This is a genomic window from Kitasatospora sp. NPDC085895 (assembly GCF_040702125.1).
GTDB classification, from domain to species: Bacteria; Actinomycetota; Actinomycetes; order Streptomycetales; family Streptomycetaceae; genus Kitasatospora; species Kitasatospora arboriphila.
Genome location: NZ_JBFBJY010000007.1, coordinates 95,996 through 117,138, shown reverse-complemented (window position 1 = coordinate 117,138; position 21,143 = coordinate 95,996). Strand labels below are relative to the sequence as shown.

Here is a 21,143-nt window from a genome sequence, read left to right as displayed (position 1 = left end):
GGTTGCACCGGGTGATGATGGGTGCGGGCCGCCCGTCCGACGGGGCCGCCCCCGGGCTCGGCCCGGAACGGAGGGGGGTCGAGAGGAGACGATTCACCGTGGACCTTCCCGTCACCGTCGGCGTCGACGGATCCGAGGCCGGGACGGCGGCCGCCGACTGGGCCGCCCGCGAGGCGCTGCTGCGCGACCGGTCGCTGCGCGTCCTGCACGCCCTCCCGCTGATGCCCCATCTGCTCCCCGCCGGTGCCGTGGCCGTCCGACCGGCGGGCGACCTGCTGCACGAGGTGGCCCACGTCCTGGCGGTACGTCACCCGCGGCTGCGGATGCGCACCGAGCAGGCCCACGACACCGCCGCCCCCGCGCTCCTCACGGCGGGCGAGGACGCGGACCTCGTGGTGCTCGGGGCACGGGGGACCGGCGGCTTCCCGGACCTGCGGGTCGGCTCGACCGCGCTGCAGGTCGTCGCCCGGACGGGCTGCCCCACGGTGGTGCTGCCGGTGGAGGCCGCCGGGCCGCATCCCCGCGAGTTCGTGGCGGTCGGGGTGGACGCGCGGCGCCCCGCCGACGCGGCCCTCGGCTTCGCCTTCGCGGCCGCGCACCGGTACGGCCTGCCGCTGCGGGCCGTCCACGCCGGGGCCGCACGCCCGGCTGGCCCCGGCGGTGAGGCCCGGCTGCTGGCCGCCGCCCTGGAGCCGTGGAAGGCGCTCAACCCGGAGGTCGAGGTGCTGGAGGACGTCGAGGGCGGGGGGCCGGCCGGGGTGCTGGTGGACGTGTCCGCCAAGGCGCGGTTGATGGTGCTGGGGCGCCGGCCCGTCGGCTCCGTGATCCCGCTCGGCCCGGTCGTCCATGCCGTTCTGCACCACGCCGCCTGCCCCGTGGCGGTCGTGCCGGGGTCGTGAGCACGAGCGCGCGGACTCCCACCCGGGCGGACCGGCGGACCAACGGCCCTGCGGCCGGCTGCCGAGAAGGGACCTTCGGCCCGAAGACCCGGTCCCCATCGGCGCATCCCGGGCCCGTGCCGCGCGCAGGAAGCTTCTCGTCGAGAGCCGGGCACGACCCGCCGGCCGCCGCTTTCCGGACGATCCCACTGAAAGGTGGTCCTGCCATGACCCGCCGCCCGCACACCGTGCAGCCGCCCGCTCCGGGCGGCGCCGCGCCGGCCGTCGACACGCTCGTGGCACACGCCCTGACGGCACTTCGGGAGTACGCGGACTCCACCCAGGAACAGATCGACCACATCGTCAAGAAGGCGTCCCTGGCCGCGCTGGCCCAGCACACCGGTCTCGCGGTCCTGGCGGTGGAGGAGACCGGGCGCGGGCTGTTCGAGGACAAGGCGGTCAAGAACGTCTTCGCCTGCGAGAACGTCACCCATGTGATGGCCCGGACGAGGACGGTCGGGGTGGTGCGCCGCGACGACATCGAGGGCATCGTGGAGATCGCCGAACCGGTCGGTGTCGTCGCCGGTGTCACCCCGGTGACCAACCCCACCTCGACCACGATCTTCAAGAGCCTGCTGGCCCTGAAGACGCGCAACCCGATCGTCTTCGCCTTCCACCCGGCGGCGCAGCGCTGCTCCGCGGAGGCGGCGCGGATCGTCCGCGACGCCGCGGTGGCGGCCGGGGCGCCCGAGCACTGCATCCAGTGGATCGAGGAGCCGTCGATGGCGGCCACCCAGGCGCTGATGAACCATCCGGACGTCGCCACGATCCTGGCCACCGGCGGCAACGCGATGGTCCGCGCCGCCTACTCGTGCGGCAAGCCGGCCCTCGGCGTCGGCGCGGGCAACGTCCCCGCGTACGTCGAGCGGAGTGCCGACCTGAAGCGGGCGGTCAACGACATCGTCCTGTCCAAGACCTTCGACAACGGGATGATCTGCGCCTCGGAGCAGGCGGTCGTCCTCGACGCGGAGATCCGCGACGCCGCACTCGCCGAGTTCCGCACGCTGAAGGCGCACCACGCGAGTGCCGAGGAGAAGGCCCTGCTGGAGCGCCACCTGTTCGGCTCCGCGGACGGCACCTCCTGCGCCGGGGAGCGGCTGAACCCCGGGGTGGTGGGCCGCTCGGCGGCGCAGATCGCCGAGGCGGCGGGGTTCGAGGTGCCGGCGGACACCTCGGTGATCCTGGTGGACGTCGAGCGGGTGGGGCCGTTCGAGCCGCTGACCCGGGAGAAGCTGTGCCCCGTGCTGGCGGTGCTGACCGCGGGATCGCGCCGTGAAGGCGTCGAACTCTCGGCCGCCATGGTGGAGTTCAACGGGCTCGGGCACACGGCGGCGGTGCACACCGAGGATACCGCGTTCGTCGAGGAGTTCGGGCACGCGGTGAAGGCCTGCCGGATCATCTGGAACGCGCCCAGCTCCCAGGGCGGCATCGGCGACGTCTACAACGCCTTCACCCCCTCGCTGACGCTCGGCTGCGGCAGCTACGGGCACAACTCGGTGTCGGGCAACGTGTCGGCACCGAACCTCCTCAACATCAAGCGGATCGGCCGGCGGAACACCAACATGCAGTGGTTCAAGGTCCCGCCGAAGATCTACTTCGAGCGCAATTCGATCACGTACCTGGCGAGCATGCCGAACGCCCGCCGGATCGTCGTCGTCACGGACCGGACGATGGTCGAGATCGGCCACCTGGAGCGGATCAGGGGCGTCCTCGACCGCCGCAGCGAGCCCGTCGAGGTGCGGGTGGTCGACTTCGTCGAGCCCAACCCCAGCATCGACACCGTCCGCAAGGGCGCCGAGCTCATGCGGGACTTCCGGCCCGACACGATCGTCGCGCTCGGCGGCGGGTCGCCGATGGACGCCGCCAAGGTGATGTGGTTGATGTACGAGCACCCGGAGGTCGAGTTCGCCGACCTGAAGGAGAAGTTCTTCGACATCCGCAAGCGCGCCTTCACCTTCCCCGACCTGGGGGAGAAGGCGAAGCTGGTGTGCATCCCCACCACCTCGGGCACCGGGTCCGAGGTCACCCCGTTCGCGGTGATCACCGACACCGCCACCGGCCAGAAGTACCCGCTGGCGGACTACGCGCTCACCCCGAGCGTCGCGATCGTCGACCCGGCGCTCACCACCCGGCTGCCGAAGGACGTCACCGCGGACTCCGGCTTCGACGCCCTCACCCACTGCATCGAGACCTACGTGTCGGTCTACGCCAACGACTTCACCGACGGCCTGGCGTTGCAGGGCATCCGGCTGATCTTCGAGCACCTGGAGCGGGCGGTGTCCGACGGGCCGAACGACACGGTGGCTCGCGAGAAGATGCACAACGCCGGCACCATCGCCGGCATGGCCTTCGGCTCCGCCTTCCTCGGCGTGGTGCACGCCATGGCGCACACCCTCGGCGCCACCTTCCACATCGCGCACGGGCGGACCAACGCCCTGCTGCTGCCGCACGTGATCCGGTACAACGGCGCCGCGCCCGGCAAGGTCACCAGCTGGCCCAAGTACCGCAGCTACGCGGCACCGGAACGCTACCGGGCCGTCGCCGAGGCGCTCGGCCTGCCCGCCGCCACGCCGGAGCAGGGCGTGGAGTCGCTCGCCGCGGCCGTCGAGGACCTGCGCGACCGGGTCGGCATCCCGCGGTCCTTCAAGGAGGCGGGCGTGGACGAGGCGGCGTTCCTGGCGGCGCTGCCCCGGCAGGCGATGAACGCCTACGAGGACCAGTGCGCCCCGGCCAACCCGCGGCTGCCGATGCTCGCCGACATGCAGCAGCTGATGACCCGGGCCTACTACGGCACCCGGGGCTGAGCGCCGACGGCCCGAGCAGCACGACCGTTCCGACGACAACACGACGGGAGCAAGGACGATGACGGTCCGGCAGACGGAGACGGCCACCCGCGGAGCCTGGGACGGCTTCCGGGGCGGCCTGTGGCGAGACGCGATCGACGTCCGCGACTTCATCCAGCACAACTACACCCCCTACGAGGGCGATGCGGCCTTCCTGGCCGGCCCGACCGAGCGGACCCTGGCGGTGTGGAAGCGGATCACCGACCGCTTCCCCGAGGAGCGCGCCAAGGGCGTGTACGACGTCGCGTACGACGTGCCCTCCGGCATCACCGCGCACGCACCCGGATACATCGACCGGGAGCGGGAGCTGATCGTCGGCCTGCAGACCGACGCCCCGCTGAAGCGGGCGATCATGCCGAACGGCGGCTGGCGGATGGTGGCGGGCGCCCTGCGCACCTACGGCTACCCGGTGTCGCCGGAGCTGGAGAAGGTCTTCACCACCTACCGCAAGACCCACAACGACGGCGTCTTCGACGCCTACACCCCCGAGATCCTGGCCGCCCGCAAGGCCGGTGTCATCACCGGCCTGCCGGACGCCTACGGCCGCGGCCGGATCATCGGCGACTACCGCCGGGTCGCGCTGTACGGCGTGGACCGGCTGATCGAGGCCAAGCGGGCCGAGAAGGCCGGACTCGACGCCGCCCCCCGCGACCCCGGCGCACTGGAGGAGACGATCCGCGAGCGCGAGGAACTCGCCGAGCAGATCAGGGCGCTGGGCGAGCTCAAGCGGATGGCGGCGTCCTACGGGCACGACGTCTCCGGGCCGGCCACCACCGCCCGGGAGGCCGTCCAGTGGCTGTACTTCGCCTACCTCGCGGCGGTGAAGGAGCAGAACGGCGCCGCGATGTCGCTCGGCCGCACCGCCACCTTCCTCGACGTCTACCTGGAGCGCGACCTCGCGGCCGGGCTGCTCACCGAGGAGCAGGCCCAGGAGCTCGTCGACGACTTCGTCGTCAAGCTGCGGATCGTCCGCTTCCTGCGCACCCCCGAGTACGACGAGCTGTTCTCCGGCGACCCGACCTGGGTCACCGAGTCGATCGGCGGCATCGGCGAGGACGGCCGGCCGCTGGTCACCCGCACCTCCTTCCGGTACCTGCAGACCCTCTACAACCTGGGCCCGGCGCCGGAGCCGAACATGACCGTCTTCTGGTCGCCCGGACTGCCGGAGGGCTTCAAGGAGTTCTGCGCCAAGGTGTCGATCGACACCTCCAGCGTGCAGTACGAGTCGGACGAGCTGATGCGGCCCCGCTTCGGCGACGACACCGCGATCGCCTGCTGCGTCTCGGCGATGACGGTCGGCAGGCAGATGCAGTTCTTCGGCGCCCGGGTGAACCTCGCCAAGACCCTCCTCTACGCGATCAACGGCGGCCGGGACGAGGTGTCGGGGGTGCAGGTCGGCCCGCGGACGGGCGCCGTCACCGCCGAGGTCCTCGACTACGAGGAGGTGCTCGCCCGGTTCGACGAGCAGCTGGAGTGGCTCGCCGAGACGTACGTGCACGCGCTCGACGTCATCCACTACATGCACGACAAGTACGCCTACGAGCGCCTGGAGATGGCCCTGCACGACCGGGCGGTGCGGCGCACCATGGCCTGCGGCATCGCCGGCCTCGCGGTGGCCGCGGACTCGCTGTCCGCCGTCAAGTACGCGACGGTGAAGCCGGTCCGCGACGCGAGCGGCCTCGCGGTGGACTACGTCGTCGAGGGCGACTACCCCGCGTACGGCAACAACGACGACCGGGCGGACTCCATCGCCGTGTGGTTGGTCGAGGAGTTCATGCGCAAGGTGCGCAAGCACCCCACGTACCGGCAGGCGGAGCACACCCAGTCGGTGCTGACCATCACCTCCAACGTGGTCTACGGCAAGAAGACCGGGGCCACCCCGGACGGCCGGCGGGCCGGCGAGCCCTTCTCCCCGGGCGCCAACCCGATGAACGGCCGGGACCGCCACGGGTACGTCGCCAGTGCCCTGTCGGTGGCCAAACTGCCGTACGCGCAGGCCGAGGACGGCATCTCGCTGACCAGCACCGTCACCCCCGACGCGCTCGGCCGCACGGAGCAGGAGCGGGTGCGCAACCTCGTCGGCGTGCTGGACGGCTACACCGCCTGCGGCGGCTTCCACATGAACGTCAACGTGCTGAACCGCGACACCCTGCTGGACGCGATGGCGCACCCGGAGAAGTACCCGCAGCTGACGATCCGGGTCAGCGGCTACGCGGTCAACTTCGTCCGGCTGACCCGTGAGCAGCAGCTCGACGTGGTCAACCGCACCTTCCACGGCTCGCTGTAGCAGCGGCCCGCCGCACCCCGGGAGCCTGCCATGTCCGAAACCCCCGTTCCCGTGAGGACACCGGACCGGCCCGGGTCCGCCGCCACACCGGCCGCCGCCGTCACCCGCCGCGAGCCGGGCGGGATGTTCCACTCCTGGGACCTCTCCACCGGCGTCGACGGCCCCGGCACCCGCTTCGTGGCCTTCCTCGCCGGATGCCCGCTGCGCTGCCAGTACTGCCACAACCCCGACACCCGGTACATGCGGGACGGGCGGCGCGTCCTCGCGGACGAGGTCGTCGGGGAGGCCGCCAAGTACGTCGACTTCATCGCCGTCTCCGGCGGCGGCGCCACCGTCAGCGGCGGCGAGCCGCTGCTGCAGTCGGTCTTCACCGGGGAACTCCTGCACCGCTTCAAGCACGAACTCGGCCTGCACACCGCACTGGACACCTCCGGCTACCTCGGTTCCCGGGCCACCGACGCGCTGCTCGCCGACACCGACCTCGTCCTGCTGGACATCAAGTCGTGGGACCGCTCGCTCTACCGTCGGCTGACCGCCCGCGAGTTGGGACCGACGCTGACCTTCGCCCGCCGGCTGGCCGACCTCGGCAAGGAGGTGTGGGTGCGCTTCGTCCTCGTCCCCGGGCTGACCGACCGCCCGGAGAACGTCGAGGGCGTGGCCGCCTTCACCGCCTCGCTGGGCAACGTCTCGCGGGTCGACGTGCTGCCCTTCCACCGGCTCGGCGCGGAGAAGTGGCGCGCACTCGGCCTGGAGTTCACGCTCGCCGACACGCCCGTGCCCACCGCCGGGCAGACCGCCGCCGCCCGCGCGGTGTTCGCCGCCCACGGCCTGTACGTCGTCTGACGCCCCGCCGCCGCGTCGTGACCCGCCCCGGGCCGGCGGTGCGGGCGCGCGGACGGGCTGAAGGTCCCGGCGCGGCGGGCCCGCACGGCCCTCACCAACCGCCGCCGGACACAGCATGGTTGAGGGGACAGGCCGGACCCGTGAGGAGCGACGGCCGTGCACGACCGTACCGACGCGGCGGCCGCCCGGGCCGCCGGAACCAGAAGGGAACAGAGCCCATGCGACACCGCCTGGTCGGAGAGCTGATGACCTCCGCCGTCGTCCACGTACGGCCCGACACCGCCTTCAAGGAGATCGTCCGGCTGCTCGCCGAGCACGACATCACCGCCGTGCCCGTGCTCGACGACGAGGACCGGCCGCTCGGCCTGGTCTCCGAGGCCGACCTGCTGCTCAACGAGGCCGCCCGGGAGGACCCCGCCGGACTGCTGCTCACCCCGCAGCTGGCGGCCGCGGAACGCGCCCGCAGCCGGGCCACCACCGCGGAGGGCCTGATGACCGCGCCGGCGGTGTGCGCCCGTCCCGAGTGGACGGTGGTCGAGGCCGCCCGGCTGATGCAGGGCAAGGGGCTCAAGCGGCTCGCGGTCGTCGACGAGGCGGGACGGCTCGTGGGCGTCGTCAGCCGCAGCGACCTGCTGCGCGTCTTCCTCCGCCACGACCGGGCGATCCGCGAGGAGATCCGGCACGACGTCCTCCGCCGCACGCTGGACATCGACCCGGACACCCTCGACGTCCGGGTGCGCGACGGGCTCGTCACCCTGACCGGCACCGTCGACCACCGCGGCCAGGTACCGGTGGTGGAGCGGCTGTGCCGGAGCGTGGACGGCGTCGTCGGCGTGAACTGCCTCCTCGACCACCGGCGGGCGGGTACCGGCGTCCCCGACCCGGCCCGCTGACCGCCCGGCACGGAGAGGCCCGGTGCAGTGCCCCGGAGCCGGAGGGGGAAGCACACCGCTGGACGATACCGCCGCCGAGGGCGGTGCCGACGGGGGAGCGACGAGACGGACGGTGAGCGGCCGGACCGTCCCGGGCCCGGGCCCGCGACTCAGGACCGGAACACCGCCTGGCACTGAACGGCCGTCGGCCGCCCGGAGCGGGGCGTGCCTCGGGCGGTGGCGGGCGGCAGGTGCCGCCCGGTGGGTCTATCCGAAGGCATCGGCCGAGGTCTTCTCGTGGTTCGCCAGGGCGAGGCCCAGGGCGAAGAACGTCGGCGCCCACTCACCGACGAAGATGCCCCAGCGGTCGGCCCGTTCGACACCGGCCTGTTCCGCCTTCATCGAGATGCCCCAGCTGAGCAGCGACAGACCGATCGACGCGAACGCGGCCGTGTAGGCGTGCTCGCTGGTCAGACCGGCCTCGTGAAGCTTCCTAACGACAGACATGATCTGCTCCTTGGCGAGAGGTTCTTGTCTCCCACCATCGGTGGATCCCTTGCCGGCCCGTACTCGCAGCGATCCTGCACCGAGTCGGGGGCGGCGCTTCCGCGCATGCTGCACCACGGGCCCGGGCGTGCGGGTCCGGCGTGCTGCTGCGCCGGCCGGAGCGGCGGCCCGGGGTGAACGGGCGTCAGGCACCCGCCGTGCGGGCCCCGGACGGAGCACCCGCCGTGGCCTCGACGGAGCAACTGCGGCGAACGGTCCGACGGGCGCGCGGCCGGGACGCCCGGCTCCGACCGCGGCGTGGGCGCATCCCGACGGGCGGGCAACCGCTCCGGTTCGTGCGCCGACCCGGGACCGTCCGGGCAACGGATCAGCACCCGCCGGCCGTGGATCGGGGCCTCGGCGCAACCGGGCCCGACCCGTGGCAGGCCCGCCGTCCGTGGGCCGCACGACACGGATCCCGGCGTGCTCCCCGCACGACGGGACCGGGCGGCGACCATCGCCACCTCACGCGTCCGGCTGGTACAGAGGTTCCACCAATCCCCGGCCCCGCCGGTGCCGAAGGGCTCATGTGGCAGGTGATCGCGGCATCCACCGGGCACCGGCGCGAGCCGTCCGCCCCGGGACCGAACAACGCAGCCACACCCGTCCGGTCGGAAGCAGCGCTGCGTCCGGCCCAGGCCCTGTCGTGAGGAGCACCTTCGTGTCCGCCGTGTCCCGCAGCAGGTCCTGCCACGTCGTGCCCGAGCGGCTCGCTCCGAGCGCACTGCCCGGCGACCACGAGAGCCTGCGAAGGCAGCACCGTGAACGCCACCGGTTCCGGAGCGGACTTCACCGTCAACGGCAACGCGAAGGTGCTGTGCGGCAACGTTCGGACCGCGAACGCCACCGTCCACATCGTCGACACCGTCCTCGTGCCCCCGTCCTGACCGCCCGGCAGGGAGCAGCCCCGGCCCCTGCGCCGCTCCCTGCCGGGGCTGCGCCCCTCCACTCCGCCGGCCCGAACAGGAGAAGAGCCGATGACCAGGCCCACCGCAGCGCCGACGGCCGGCGCGCTCGACCTCCTGCACGTCCCCGCCGACCCGAGGGCCGTGGTGGTCCTGCTGCACGGCGGCCGCGCCGACTCGCTCGGCCCCCCGACCCGCCTCAACCTGCCCGCGCGTCGCATGGACCTGTTCGCGCGGGCGCTGCGCCGGGGGCTGCCGGGCGACGTCGTGCTGCTCGCCAGGGTCCGCTACCGCCACCGTGGCTGGAACGGCCCGGCCGCCCATCCGGTCCAGGACGCGCGCCGCGCCCTGGCGGGCGTGGCCGCCCTCGCACCCGGTCGTCCCGTCGCCCTGGTGGGCCACTCGATGGGCGGCCGGGCGGCGATCGCCGTTGCCGACGGCCCCGGCGTCCGAGGCGTGGTCGCGCTGGCACCCTGGTGCCCGCCGGGAGAGCCCGTCGCCCATCTGGCCGGACGGAGCCTGGTGATCCTCCACGACGAGCACGACCGCGTGACCTCGGCCGAGCAGTCCTGGGCGCTGGCCCGGCGCGCCGCTGCCGCCCGCGCCCGCGTGGGAACGGTGGCCATGCCGCGCGGAGGCCACGCCATGCTGCGCGACGCCGGGGGCTGGCACCGGCTCACGGTCGACGCGGTCGCGGCCGTCCTCACCGGCGCGCCGCTCTTCCTGGCCTCCGCGACCCCGGTCGGCCCGGACAGCCCGCCCCGGCCGCCGTACCTGCGGAACTCGCGCCATCCGGTGTAGGGCTCGCCCGTGCCGACCGTGGCGCCGCCGTGGCGCGGGAAGGGCGCCGCCCGAACGTCGGGCGCCGACGACCGGACTTCCGGAGGGACGGCCCGCGACCGTGCGCCGTACGCTGCCGCCGAACGGAACCACCGCCACCGGGCGACGGCGCCCGGAACGGCGCAGAGCCCGGGCCCGTTGTGCGGGCCCGGGCTGCCGGTCCGTCTCAAACCGTCGGTCCGCTGATCCCGTGCCGGGGTGCGGCCGTGCTCAGGGCCGCGGTACGGCCCGTGGCGACCGTCTCGGGGTGGCGGTGCCGCCAGTAGGGGTTGTCCAGCGGCAGTTTGCCGCTGACCCGGCCGTACATGCCGAAGGTGGCGATGACGAGTCCCATGGCGAAGCTGAAGAGCACATTGGGCATGCGGAACGCCAGGAGGTTGGCGTCGGAGTCCAGCAGCGCCAGGTTGGCGAATCCGCTGAGCACGAAGAGGACGCCGACCGTCATGTTGATCGTCGAGGCGGTGTTGCCGCCGATGACCGCGCCGGTGATCAGCGCGGCAGCGGTGACGATCGAGACGAGGCTGAGCAGGCCGTTGCTGGACAGGCCGGCGATGCTCTGCCCGTCGGTGCTGAAGAAGTCGAGGCCGTCGGCGAGGCCGAGGCAGCCGAAGACGAGCAGCATGGCGCCGCAGAGGCCGGCGCCGATCCGGTAGACCCGGGCGAGCCGGTGGTCGACGGGGAGTTCGTCGCGAAAGTCCATGACCGCACTCCAGAGGGTGTTCACGCGGGACCGTTGGCCTCCACTCTCGCCGCCGACACCTGGCGCCCCCTGTCGCACCGTTCCCGCATCGATGAACCGGGCGGCAGGCCGCCGACCTGGTGCCGGCGGACGACGAACTGGCCACCGTGGTCTCCGCGATCGAGGAGGGCCGGCGGGTCAACGACAACATCCGCCGCTTCCTGCTGTTCGCGATGTCGGGCGGTGCGGCCGAGGTCCTCGTCATGCTGCTCGGCCCCGCCGTGGGACTCCCGCTGCCGCTGCGGGCCGGCCAGATCCTGTGGATCAACCTGCTGACCCACGGCCTGACCGGTGTGGCGGTGGGCGCCGAGCCGGTCGCCGCGCGGACCATGAGCCGACCGCCGAGATCCCCGCGCGAGCACGCCCTGGGCGCCGGGCTGCTGTGGCAGGGCGTGCTGCGCCTCGGCGTCCTGGCGACGGCGCTCAGCCTCGCAGCCCCGTACCTGCCCGGCCCTCCAGGACGTGCTCGGCACGGCGCCGTCCCGTGACCCGGTCTCGGCACGGCCGTCGCCGCCGCCGCGCTGGTCGCCTTCGCCGCCACCCGGTTCGACCCGACCATGCGGCACGGATAGCCGGGCGCCGGAGGCCCGCGCCCGTGGACGGGGTCCGGCCGCCGGGTCGGTGGGGCCGGTCGGCCCTCACGGCAGAGCGGCGCGGGAGCGACGCTGGATCCATGGCGACCACCCGTGGCAGGGACTACTACGACGTGCTGGGCGTGCCCCGCGATGCGGACCCGAAGACGCTGAAGCGGGCCTTCCGCGAGCTCGCCCGCCGCTACCACCCCGACCTCAGCACCGAACCGGGCGCGCAGGACCGGTTCAAGGAGGTCGCGGAGGCCTACGGCGTGCTGTCGGACCCGGAGCGGCGCGACGAGTACGACCGGCGCGGCACGGCCCGGCCCACCGCCGTGTCCGTCGAGGACCTGCTGGCGGGGCTCGACCTCGGCGACGTGTTCGGTGGTGACGTGTTCGGAGGCGGCACCGGGGACAGGGCCTTCGGCGGGGGCGGCAACGTCTTCGGCAACCTGTTCGACGGCCCGTTCGGGGCGCCGCCGGGCGGTGGCGCGGGATCGGCTCCGGAAAGGGGCGCGGACATCGAACTCGAACTGACCGTGCCGCTCTCGGCCGTGATGACCGGATCCACCGGGGCGGTGACCGTCCGCCGGCCCGCCGCCTGCCCGGACTGCGGCGGGACGGGTGCCGCCGACGGTGCACCGCGGCAGTGCCCCCGCTGCCGCGGCAGCGGTCAGCAGGTCACCGAGCGCCGCCGCGGCAGCACCGTCCTGCAGCAGGTGGCGACCTGTCGGGCGTGCGGCGGCCGGGGCACCGTGGTCCGGCACCCCTGCAGCAACTGCGCCGGTTCGGGCAGGGCGGTCGTCGAGGACCCGGTCAGCTTCCGGATCCCGGCCGGCGTCGCGGAGGGCACGATCTTCAGGCTGCCCGGCAGGGGCATGCCGCCGCCGGGCGCGCGCGGGCGGCCGGGCGACGCGTACGTGACCGTGCGGACGGCCGCCGATCCGCGCTTCACCCGCCAGGGGGCGGACCTGTGGTACCGGCTGGAGATCCCGGTGCACCAGGCCGTTCTCGGCGCGACGCCGACCGTCCCCGGGCCGGACGGCCCCGTCCCGCTCACCGTTCCGCCCGGTACCCAGCCGGGGGCCGTGCTCGACCTGCCCGGCCTGGGCCTGCCGCGCGCCGAGGGCCGGGGCCGGGGCAGCCTCCGGGTGTCGGTCGCCGTCCGCGTACCGGGACACCCCGCCGAGGAGGAGCAGGAGCTCTACCGCAGACTGGCCGCCCTCCACGCCCCGCACCCGCCCGCCACCCGTGGCGTGCCCCCGCAGACGGAGACCGGCGCCCTGGTTCCGGAGCCGCCCGGTGCGGACCGGACCGTCCGGCACCACTGGTGGCACCGGTGGCGGAGGCGACGGGGCGGCGGACCGCACGACGGGACGTGAGGCGTTCTCGAACCGGTCGGCCGGATCGACCGCCCGCGCGGGTGGTGCTGCCGGGCCGCATGGTCCGGATGGCGGAGCCTTCGGCGAGGAGCGGGGCCGCCGGTGTGCGTAGCGTGGAAGGCGGCCTGCGCCGCCGGACCGGCGCGTGATGGTGCGGCTCGCTCGATCACCGGTCGAGCTCGGAGCACGGCCGGTGCCGCTCGCGGACGGCGGCCGCGAACACGGAGGTGCGCAGTGGACGACGGAACCGGCAGGGCACCGCGGATCGTGGTCGGCGTGGACGGCTCGCCGGCCGCGGAGCAGGCCCTGCGCTGGGCCGTCCGCCAGGCCGGCCTGGTCGGCGGCACGGTCGACGCGCTGATCGCCTGGGACTATCCCACCGGCTACGGCTGGCCGTCGCCGATCCTGGAGGGCGTCGACCTGGAGGGCGATGCGCGTCGCTGCCTGGCCGAGGCCGTCGGCAAGGTCACCGGCGGCGACGGTCAGGTCCGACAGCTCGTCGTACAGGGCCATCCCGCAGCCGCCCTGCTGGAGGCGTCCGAGGGGGCCGACCTGCTGGTCGTCGGCAACCGCGGCCACGGCGGCTTCGCCGAGGCGTTGCTGGGCTCCGTCGGTCAGCACTGCGTGCACCACGGCCGCTGCCCCGTGGTCGTCGTCCGTCCGGACTCCGACCGAGAGCCGGCGAAGGACAGGTGATCGACTACGCGGCGGTCTTCCGGGCCCTGCCGGGCATGGTCGCCCTGCTCACCCCAGACCTGGTGTACGCGGACGCGAACGAGGAGTTCCTGCAGCTCTCCGGGCGGACGCGCGACCAACTCGTCGGCCGGTACCTGTTCGACGTGTTCCCGGACAACCCGAACGACCCCGAAGCCACCGGAGCACGCAACCTGGGGGCCTCGCTGCACCGCGTCCTGGCGACCGGCGAACGCGACAGCATGGCGCTCCAGCGGTACGACGTCGAGAGCCTGGAGCGGCCCGGCGAGTGGCAGGAGCGCTACTGGAGCCCGGTCAACGCGCCCGTGCTCGGGCCCGACGGCAGGGTGGCGCTCCTGGTGCACCGGGTCGAGGAGATCACGGAACTGATCAAGGCGCACGGCCACCCCGAGGGGAACCGCGCCCGCGTCCTGGAGGCCGAGCTCTACACCAGGGCCCGCGAACTCCAAGCGCTGAACGAGCGCCTGCGTGAGGCCCATGCCCGCGAACGCGAGGTCGCCCTCGCCCTGCAGGCGGCGATGCTGCCGGCTCCCGCACCGCTCGAACAGCTGCGGGCGGCCGTGCGGTACCGGCCGGCCGTCGGCACGTTGAACGTGTGCGGCGACTGGTACGACCTGGTCGCCCTGCCCCGGCACCGCACGGCGATCGCCGTCGGCGACGTCGTCGGGCACGGGCTCGCCGCGGCCGGTGTCATGGGCCAGCTCCGCAGCGCCCTCAGCGCCGCCTCGCGCGTCACCGAAGGCCCGGCGCAGTCCCTCGAGGTACTCGGCCTGTACTCGCGCTCCGTCGAGGGCGCGGAGAACACGACCGCCGCGACCGCCTTCATCGACCACGGGGTCGGAACGGTCACCTACAGCAGCGCCGGCCACCCGCCGCCGGTGCTGCTGCGGTCCGACGGTTCCTTCGAATTCCTCGACCGGGCCACGGACCCCCCGCTCGGTGCCCGCCCGGAACACCTCTCACGGCCCCAGGCCACCGTCGCCTTCGAGGAGGGCGACACCCTCGTCCTGTACACCGACGGCCTGGTCGAGCGGCGCCGCGAGGACATCGACGTCGGCCTCGACCGTCTTGCCCGGGCGCTCGCGGCGAGGGCATCCGACCCTCCCGAGGCGTTGGCCGACAGCGTGCTGGCCGACCTGCTGCCGCCGGGCGGAGCCACCGACGACACGGTCCTCGTCGTCGCCCGGCTGTGAACCGCCCCCGTGTGCGGGCCGCGAGTCCGTCGCGCGACGGCTGCCCGTTCATCGCACGACGGAAGTGCAGGTCCGGACACTGCGCGCAGACGCCGTCCCGACCGGACGGGGAGGGCCTCGGTCGGGAGGAGCGAACGTGCATCCTGACGGCCCGGAGCGGCTGTCCCGGGGGCTGGTGCTGGTCAAGTGGTGGCTGCTGGCGCTCCCGCACGACGCCGTCCTCGGCTTCCTCCTCGGCGGCGCAGGAGACCGGGGCGGCGGCGGTCTGATCGGTCTGCTCGCCCTCTTCGCCGGTGTGCCGCCGGCCTTCACCGCCCGTTATCCGGCGGGCATCTTCGACCTGATCGTCGGGCTGAACCGCTGGGTCTTCCGCGTCGTCGCGTACGCGGCGCTGATGACCGACGTGTACCCGCCCTTCCGCCTCGACCAGGGCGCCACCGACCCGGTCACCTGCCCGATGCCTGCACCGGGCAGGTGACCCGACCCGCGGACCGCGGACAGCGGCGGGTCGTGGACGGCGCGCCGGACGCGGGCCTGGGCCCGAGCCTCCGGGGCGGTCCGGTTCAGCCGCGGCGGGCCTCGCCGTTGCCGGGCTCGCGGGCGGCTCGTCCGCTCCAGACGGGTTCGAGCTCGGCCCACGAGTGCTGCCAGGCCGCGTCCGCCCGGCGGTTCAGACCGGTCAGGCGGAGACCGAGGACGCAGGCGGTGAGGAGGGACAGGCAGCCGAAGACGAACAGGCCGAGACTCACCGCGTCGGAGACGAGATCGGCGGTGCTGGGCGGCGCGGGGGCGAGCTGCCCGGAGTCGCCCACCCAGACGGTCGTCGTGGCGCCCGTCTGGGTCGGCCGGTCCAGCTGGACGGTGCCGGTGTTGTGCTGTCCGGCGGGGTAGGTCCAGGCCGCGGCGGCACGGTAGCGGCCGGCCACGGCATCGGCCGTGCCACCGGAGTTCCGGGCCGGCGTGAGCAGGACCGCGTCGATGCGGTGCAGGCGGGGCGCCGCCGCCTCGGCACGCCGTTCGGCCGAGCCGAGGTCGGCTCGGGCAGCCACGGCGCCGAGCAGGGCCGCCACGACGACCGCGAGCACGGCGAGGACGAGCGAGCGGCTGCGGGAGCGGTCCGCGGCCCGGGCCAGGGCGTTGTGCTCGGTGCCGAGAGCCCGGCGCAGGTGGCGCTGCCATGGGCGGGTGACGCGGGTGACGCGGGTGACGTGGGTGCCGGCCATCGGGGACTCCTCTGCGGACGGGGGTGCACGGTCGGGAGCGGACCGCCGCCACCCGCTCTTCGGCAGCCGGGTGGTGCAGGGCCAAGGGCTCCCGCAGGTCTCGTTCGAGAACTCTGCGGGCCACGGTCCGGGCAGGCACAGGGACCGACCGGGCCGACCGGAGGGCCGGTGGTCCCTGACCGGCCACGGCTCCGCGAGCGGGACGGCGTGTCCGGTCCGGCGACGAACCGTCAGCCCGACCGCCCCGGCCGGGACCATCGGGGCACGGGCGACGGGACTGCCGGCGAGGAGGACAGGGCCGTCGGTCCCTGGGAGGGCACCCGGCCTCTCTCCGAGGATCTTCACCGTGGGTCACGGGCACAGCAGTGTCCGCCCGCTTCCCCGAGCACACCGCAAAGGAGCGCGTGATGTCCCTACACGGCCGTGGAAAGGCCCTGCGGAGAAACCCGGATGACGGCCCGTCCGGCACGGCCGGCGGCTTCGGCCTGCCGGCGGCGACCGCACTGGTGGTCGGCAGCGTCATCGGCACCGGCGTCTTCGCGCTGCCGTCCGCACTCGCCCCGTACGGGCCGATCGCCCTGGTGGCGTTCGCCCTGGTGACGATCGGAGCCCTGGCCCTGGCGGTGACCTTCGGCCGGCTGTCGGAGCGGGTGCCGGGAAGCGGCGGACCGTACGTCTACGCCCGGGAGGCGTTCGGGGAGTTCGCCGGGTTCCTCACCGCGTGGTCGTACTGGATCACCGCCTGGGCGGGCAACGCGGCCATCGCGGTGGCCTGGGTCGGCTACGTGGAGGTGTTCGTCAACAAGGGACACCACACCGGTGGTTCGATCGCGATCGCGCTCGCGGGCCTGTGGGTGCCGGCCGTCGTCAACCTGACGGGCGTCCGGGCCGTCGGCGCGTTCCAGATCGTCACCACGGTGCTGAAGTTCCTGCCGCTGGCCTTCATGGGCACGGTCGGCCTGCTGTTCGTGAAGTCCGGGAACTTCGGTGCCTTCAACGCCAGCGGGACGTCGGCGCTCGGGGCGGTGTCGGCGGCGGGGGCGATCGCCCTGTTCAGCTACATCGGCCTGGAGACCGCCTCGGTGGCCGCCGGACGGGTCCGCGATCCCAGGCGCAACGTCCCGCGTGCCACGGTGTACGGCACGCTGGCGTGCGCCGCGATCTACCTGCTGGGCACACTGGCCGTCTTCGGCACCGTGCCGCACGCCCGACTCGGTTCCTCCACCGCGCCGTTCACGGACGCGGTGAACACCGTCGCGGGCGGCCACTGGGCCGGTGACCTGGTCGCGGCGGCGGCGATCGTCTCCGGCATCGGCGCACTCAACGGGTGGACGCTGATCTGCGCCGAGATGCCGATGGCCGCCGCCCGGGACGGACTCTTCCCGTCCGCCTTCACCAAGGTCCGCGGGCGCGCCGGCGTGCCGGCCTTCGGCATCCTCTCGGCGACCGTCCTCGCCTCGGTGCTCACCGTGGTCAGCTACACCCGCTTCACCCAGGTCTTCACCGGGATCGTGCTGCTGAGCGTGCTCACCGCAGCCGTCCCGTACCTGGTCGCGGCCGCCGCCCAGCTGCTCTGGCTCGTGCAGCACGGCCGTGAGGAGCGCGACCGGCGCCGCCTCGTCCGGGACACCACCGTCGCCGTCGCGGCCCTGGCGTTCTGCTACTGGTCCATCCAGGGCAGCGGCTACCAGACCGTCTACTACGGCCTGTTCACCATCCTGCTCGGCATCCCCGCGTACATCTGGCTGAAGCGCCCGCGCACCCGCACGGCCGGAACCGGTGCCCCCACCGGAACTCCGCACACCGGGACCTCGCCCACCGGGACCTCGCCCACCGGGACCTCGCCCACCGGGACCGCGCAGGCCGGGCACGGGGAGCCGCTGCCCGCGGCGGCCCGCGGTGCACGCCGTGCGGGCCTGCCCACCCTCCTCCGTCGCGCGCTGACGCCGCGCCACCAGCACTGAGAACCAAGGAGCACACCGACATGTCCACTCTGCGTGTCGACTCGGAAGCCGGCCGGCTGCGCCAGGTGATCCTGCACCGCCCCGGCCTGGAACTCTCCCGGCTCACCCCGCGCAACGTCGACGAGCTGCTCTTCGACGACATCCTGTGGGTCAAACGGGCCCGCGAGGAGCACGACGCCTTCGCCCAGGTGCTGCGCGACCACGGCGTCCGCGTCCACCACTACGCCGAGCTGCTCGCCGAGACCCTCGACCTGGCACCCGCCCGTGCCTGGCTGCTGGGCCAGGTCGTCACTCCGGCCGCCGTCGGCCCGGCCCTGGTGGAGCCGGTGCGGGAGCTGTGCGAGCAGCTCGACGGCACGACGCTCGCCGAGTACCTGATCGGCGGCGTCCTCAAGAACGACCTGCCGATCCGCAGGCCGCACAGCCTGCTCTGGAACACGCTGGGCGAGCAGGACTTCGCCCTCCCGCCACTGCCCAACCACCTCTTCCCGCGCGACAACTCCTGCTGGATCGGCGCCCGCTACAGCCTCAACCCGATGGCCAGGCCCGCCCGCCGCCGGGAGACCCTGCACACGGCGGCGATCTACCGCTTCCACCCGCTGTTCGCCGAGACCGCGCCGCCGCTGCTGGACGGCACCGCGGTCGGCCCCGGTCCGAGCCTGGAGGGAGGCGACGTCCACGTCCTCGCCCCCGGGGTGGTCATGGTCGGCATGGGCGAGCGCACCACCGCGCAGGCGGTCGAGCTGCTGGCCCAGAACCTCTTCCTGTTCGGCGCCGCCCACCGGGTGATCGCCGTGCGGCTGCCGGAGAGCCGGGCGTTCATGCACCTCGACACCGTTCTGACGATGATCGACCGGGACACCTTCGCGGTCCACCCCGGCCTGGCCGACCGGCTGCGCTCGTGGACCCTCACCCCCGCCCCCGAACGGCCCAGCGGCCTCGAGGTCACCCCGGACGCCGACCTGGCGGCCTCCCTCGCCGAGTCGCTCGGCGTGGACAAGATCCGCCTCCTCTCCGCCGAGCAGGACGCCCGGGCCGCCGAGCGCGAGCAGTGGGACGACGGCAGCAACTTCCTCGCCCTCGAACCCGGCGTCGTCGTCGGCTACGAGCGCAACACCACCACCAACACCCACCTGCGCAAGCAGGGCATCGAGATCGTCACCATCGCCGGCTCCGAGCTCGGCCGCGGCCGCGGCGGCCCCCGCTGCATGAGCTGCCCGATCCAGCGCGATCCCGTCGACTGACCCACCCGGAGGACGAACCCGCCATGACCGTCAACCTGAACGGCCGCCACTACCTGACCGAGTTCGACTTCACCGCGGCCGAGATCCACCACCTGCTCGACCTCGCCGCCGAGCTGAAGGCCGCCAAACGGGCCGGCACCGAGACCCCGCGGCTGACCGGCCGCCGCCTCGCGCTGATCTTCGAGAAGAACTCCACCCGGACCCGCTGCGCCTTCGAGGTCGCCGCGGCCGACCAGGGCGCCACCACCACCTACCTCGGCCCCGACAGCTCCCACATCGGCCACAAGGAGTCCGTCGCCGACACCGCCCGCGTGCTCGGCCGGATGTACGACGGCATCGAGTACCGCGGTTTCGCCCGGGCCACCGTCGCCGGACTCGCCGCGCACGCCGGCGTCCCCGTCTACAACGGCCTGACCGACGAGTGCCACCCCACCCAGAGCCTCTGCGACGTCTTCACCATGCGTGAGCACAGTGGCAGGCCGCCGGAGCGGATCTCCTTCTGCTACCTGGGCGACGCCCGCAACAACACCGCCAACTCGCTGATGGCGATGGGCAGTCTGCTCGGGATGGACGTGCGCGTCGCCGCGCCGCGCGAGCTCTGGCCCGACCCGTCCTTGGTGGAGGAGTGCCTGCTGCGCGGCCGGGACAGCGGCGCCCGGCTCACCCTCACCGAGGAGGTCGACGAGGCCGTGCGCGGCGCCGACTACCTGTACACCGACGTCTGGGTCTCGATGGGGGAGGACCACGGCCGGTGGAAGGAGCGCATCGACCTGCTGCTGCCGTACCAGGTCAATGCAGGGGTCATGGCCGCGACCGGCAACCCCGGCACCGCCTTCCTGCACTGCCTGCCCGCCCTGCACGACCGCGGCACCGACCTCGGCGCCGAACTCGCCGAGCAGCACGGACTCGACGGCCTCGAAGTGACCGACGAGGTGTTCGAGTCGCCGGCGTCGCTGGTCTTCGAGCAGGCCGAGAACCGCATGCACACCATCAAGGCGATCCTCGTCGCCACCCTCGGGAGGGAGTGATCATGCGCATCGTCGCCGCCCTCGGAGGCAACGCCCTGCTCCGGCGCGGGGAGCACCCCGACGCCGCCGTCCAGCAGCACCACGTCCACGACGCCGCCCGGTCACTGGCCGAACTCGTCCTCGCCGGACACGAGGTGGTGATCACCCACGGCAACGGTCCGCAGGTCGGCCTGCTCGCCGCCGAGAGCGAGAGTGACCCGGCCCTGACCGTGCCCTACCCGCTGGACGTGGTCGGTGCCGAGACCCAGGGCATGATCGGCACCCTGCTCGTCCGCGAGCTGGCGGCCCGCCTGCCGGGGCGGAGCGTGACCGCACTGGTCACCCACACCGAGGTCGATCCGCACGACCCGGCGTTCCGTCGGCCGACCAAGTTCGTCGGCGGACAGCTGACCGACCGCCAGGCCAGGCTGATGGGGACCGAACGCGGCTGGACGACCGCCCGTGACGGCGACCGTCTGCGCCGCACGGTGCCCTCTCCGCGGCCGGTCGCGATCACCGAAATGCCGGCGATCCACGCACTGCTCGCCACCGGAACCGTGGTGGTCGCCGCCGGAGGCGGCGGCATTCCGGTCGTCCGCGATCCGGACACCGGGCGCGTCCGCGGCGTCGAGGCCGTGGTCGACAAGGACCTCACCGCCGCCCTGCTCGCCGAGCAGCTCGACGCGGACGCCCTGCTGATCCTCACCGACGTCACCCACGTGTTCACCCGCTTCGGCGCCTCCCGCCCCGGCCCGCTCACCACGGCCACCCCCGGTGAACTGCGCGCACTCGACCTGCCCGAAGGCTCCATGCGTCCCAAGGCCGAGGCCGCGGCCGCCTTCGCCGAACGGACCGGCCGCCCCGCCGTCATCGGCCCGCTGGACGACGCCCTCGGCGCGCTCGTCGGCACCACCGGCACCACCGTCCGCGCGCTGTCCCCGGCCGGGGACACGGGACGGAGGTCCGCGCCGACGGGACCTGCGGCCCTCGGCCCGGCAGTGTCCCGCACGGCTGTCTGAACCCACCGGGAA

17 protein-coding genes and 2 pseudogenes are annotated in these 21,143 nt (G+C 73.8%); 16 read left to right on the top strand and 3 right to left on the bottom strand.

Annotated elements, in window-relative coordinates; genetic code table 11:
• Positions 1 to 98 precede the first annotated feature (98 nt).
• From AB0442_RS06730 to AB0442_RS06710, 5 genes are all read left to right on the top strand, one after another.
• Positions 99 to 899 carry a universal stress protein gene (locus tag AB0442_RS06730; RefSeq protein ID WP_366161076.1) on the top strand — a complete coding sequence of 267 codons (801 nt, stop codon included), beginning with the start codon at positions 99 to 101 and terminating at the stop codon, positions 897 to 899.
• Between the two features lie 206 nt (positions 900 to 1,105).
• Entirely contained in the window at positions 1,106 to 3,742 is a 2,637-nt protein-coding gene (gene adhE, locus AB0442_RS06725) for a bifunctional acetaldehyde-CoA/alcohol dehydrogenase (RefSeq protein ID WP_366161074.1), read from the top strand.
• A 58-nt stretch (positions 3,743 to 3,800) separates the two neighbouring features.
• Positions 3,801 to 6,068, top strand: coding sequence for a formate C-acetyltransferase (gene pflB / locus AB0442_RS06720; RefSeq protein ID WP_366161073.1), 2,268 nt, complete (start codon positions 3,801 to 3,803; stop codon positions 6,066 to 6,068).
• Positions 6,069 to 6,098: 30 nt separating this feature from the next.
• Complete coding sequence (gene pflA, locus AB0442_RS06715; RefSeq protein WP_366161072.1) at positions 6,099 to 6,911, top strand: pyruvate formate-lyase-activating protein; 813 nt, start codon at positions 6,099 to 6,101, stop codon at positions 6,909 to 6,911.
• 218 nt (positions 6,912 to 7,129) lie between these two features.
• A complete protein-coding gene (locus AB0442_RS06710; protein ID WP_366161070.1) occupies positions 7,130 to 7,804 on the top strand; it encodes a CBS domain-containing protein in 675 nt (224 codons plus the stop codon).
• A 246-nt stretch (positions 7,805 to 8,050) separates the two neighbouring features.
• Here AB0442_RS06710 and AB0442_RS06705 read toward each other — a convergent pair whose 3' ends face one another.
• Positions 8,051 to 8,290: a hypothetical protein gene (locus AB0442_RS06705; RefSeq protein WP_366161068.1), complete on the bottom strand. Its 240-nt coding sequence runs from the start codon at positions 8,288 to 8,290 to the stop codon at positions 8,051 to 8,053.
• Positions 8,291 to 9,072: 782 nt separating this feature from the next.
• Between AB0442_RS06705 and AB0442_RS06700 the strand changes: the two are divergent.
• Both AB0442_RS06700 and AB0442_RS06695 read left to right on the top strand, forming a co-directional pair.
• Positions 9,073 to 9,216, top strand: a pseudogene (locus AB0442_RS06700) (fasciclin domain-containing protein); the annotation flags it as partial.
• A 90-nt stretch (positions 9,217 to 9,306) separates the two neighbouring features.
• On the top strand, positions 9,307 to 10,035 hold the full coding sequence (locus AB0442_RS06695; RefSeq protein WP_366161066.1) for an alpha/beta fold hydrolase: 729 nt from the start codon (positions 9,307 to 9,309) through the stop codon (positions 10,033 to 10,035).
• 205 nt (positions 10,036 to 10,240) lie between these two features.
• On the opposite strand, the gene AB0442_RS06690 is transcribed toward AB0442_RS06695, so the two are convergent.
• On the bottom strand, positions 10,241 to 10,774 hold the full coding sequence (locus AB0442_RS06690) for a DUF4383 domain-containing protein (protein WP_366161065.1): 534 nt from the start codon (positions 10,772 to 10,774) through the stop codon (positions 10,241 to 10,243).
• A gap of 119 nt (positions 10,775 to 10,893) precedes the next feature.
• Between AB0442_RS06690 and AB0442_RS06685 the strand changes: the two genes are divergently transcribed.
• The 5 genes and pseudogenes from AB0442_RS06685 to AB0442_RS06665 all read left to right on the top strand — a co-directional run.
• Positions 10,894 to 11,301 carry a cation transporting ATPase C-terminal domain-containing protein gene (locus AB0442_RS06685; RefSeq protein ID WP_366161063.1) on the top strand — a complete coding sequence of 136 codons (408 nt, stop codon included), beginning with the start codon at positions 10,894 to 10,896 and terminating at the stop codon, positions 11,299 to 11,301.
• A 185-nt stretch (positions 11,302 to 11,486) separates the two neighbouring features.
• Positions 11,487 to 12,767, top strand: a complete 1,281-nt coding sequence (locus AB0442_RS06680; protein ID WP_366161062.1) for a DnaJ C-terminal domain-containing protein — start codon at positions 11,487 to 11,489, stop codon at positions 12,765 to 12,767.
• 234 nt (positions 12,768 to 13,001) lie between these two features.
• Positions 13,002 to 13,463 (top strand): universal stress protein, encoded by a 462-nt coding sequence (locus AB0442_RS06675; RefSeq protein WP_366161060.1) that lies wholly within the window; start codon positions 13,002 to 13,004, stop codon positions 13,461 to 13,463.
• On the top strand, positions 13,460 to 14,674 hold the full coding sequence (locus AB0442_RS06670) for a SpoIIE family protein phosphatase (protein ID WP_366161058.1): 1,215 nt from the start codon (positions 13,460 to 13,462) through the stop codon (positions 14,672 to 14,674). Before AB0442_RS06675 ends, AB0442_RS06670 begins: the two co-directional genes overlap by 4 nt.
• 151 nt (positions 14,675 to 14,825) lie before the next feature.
• A pseudogene (locus AB0442_RS06665) lies at positions 14,826 to 15,152 on the top strand (DUF4389 domain-containing protein); the annotation flags it as partial.
• Positions 15,153 to 15,237: 85 nt separating this feature from the next.
• Here AB0442_RS06665 and AB0442_RS06660 read toward each other — a convergent pair.
• Positions 15,238 to 15,897 (bottom strand): hypothetical protein, encoded by a 660-nt coding sequence (locus AB0442_RS06660; protein WP_366161057.1) that lies wholly within the window; start codon positions 15,895 to 15,897, stop codon positions 15,238 to 15,240.
• A 407-nt stretch (positions 15,898 to 16,304) separates the two neighbouring features.
• On the opposite strand from AB0442_RS06660, the gene AB0442_RS06655 reads away from it, so the two are divergent.
• The 4 genes from AB0442_RS06655 to AB0442_RS06640 are packed head-to-tail and all read left to right on the top strand — an operon-like array spanning position 16,305 to position 21,131.
• Positions 16,305 to 17,861, top strand: a complete 1,557-nt coding sequence (locus tag AB0442_RS06655) for an amino acid permease (protein WP_366161056.1) — start codon at positions 16,305 to 16,307, stop codon at positions 17,859 to 17,861.
• A 20-nt stretch (positions 17,862 to 17,881) separates the two neighbouring features.
• A complete protein-coding gene (locus tag AB0442_RS06650; protein ID WP_366161054.1) occupies positions 17,882 to 19,105 on the top strand; it encodes an arginine deiminase in 1,224 nt (407 codons plus the stop codon).
• A 23-nt stretch (positions 19,106 to 19,128) separates the two neighbouring features.
• Complete coding sequence (gene argF, locus AB0442_RS06645) at positions 19,129 to 20,133, top strand: ornithine carbamoyltransferase (protein WP_366161053.1); 1,005 nt, start codon at positions 19,129 to 19,131, stop codon at positions 20,131 to 20,133.
• 2 nt (positions 20,134 to 20,135) lie between these two features.
• Positions 20,136 to 21,131 carry a carbamate kinase gene (locus AB0442_RS06640; RefSeq protein ID WP_366161052.1) on the top strand — a complete coding sequence of 332 codons (996 nt, stop codon included), beginning with the start codon at positions 20,136 to 20,138 and terminating at the stop codon, positions 21,129 to 21,131.
• The last annotated feature ends 12 nt before the right edge of the window (positions 21,132 to 21,143 follow it).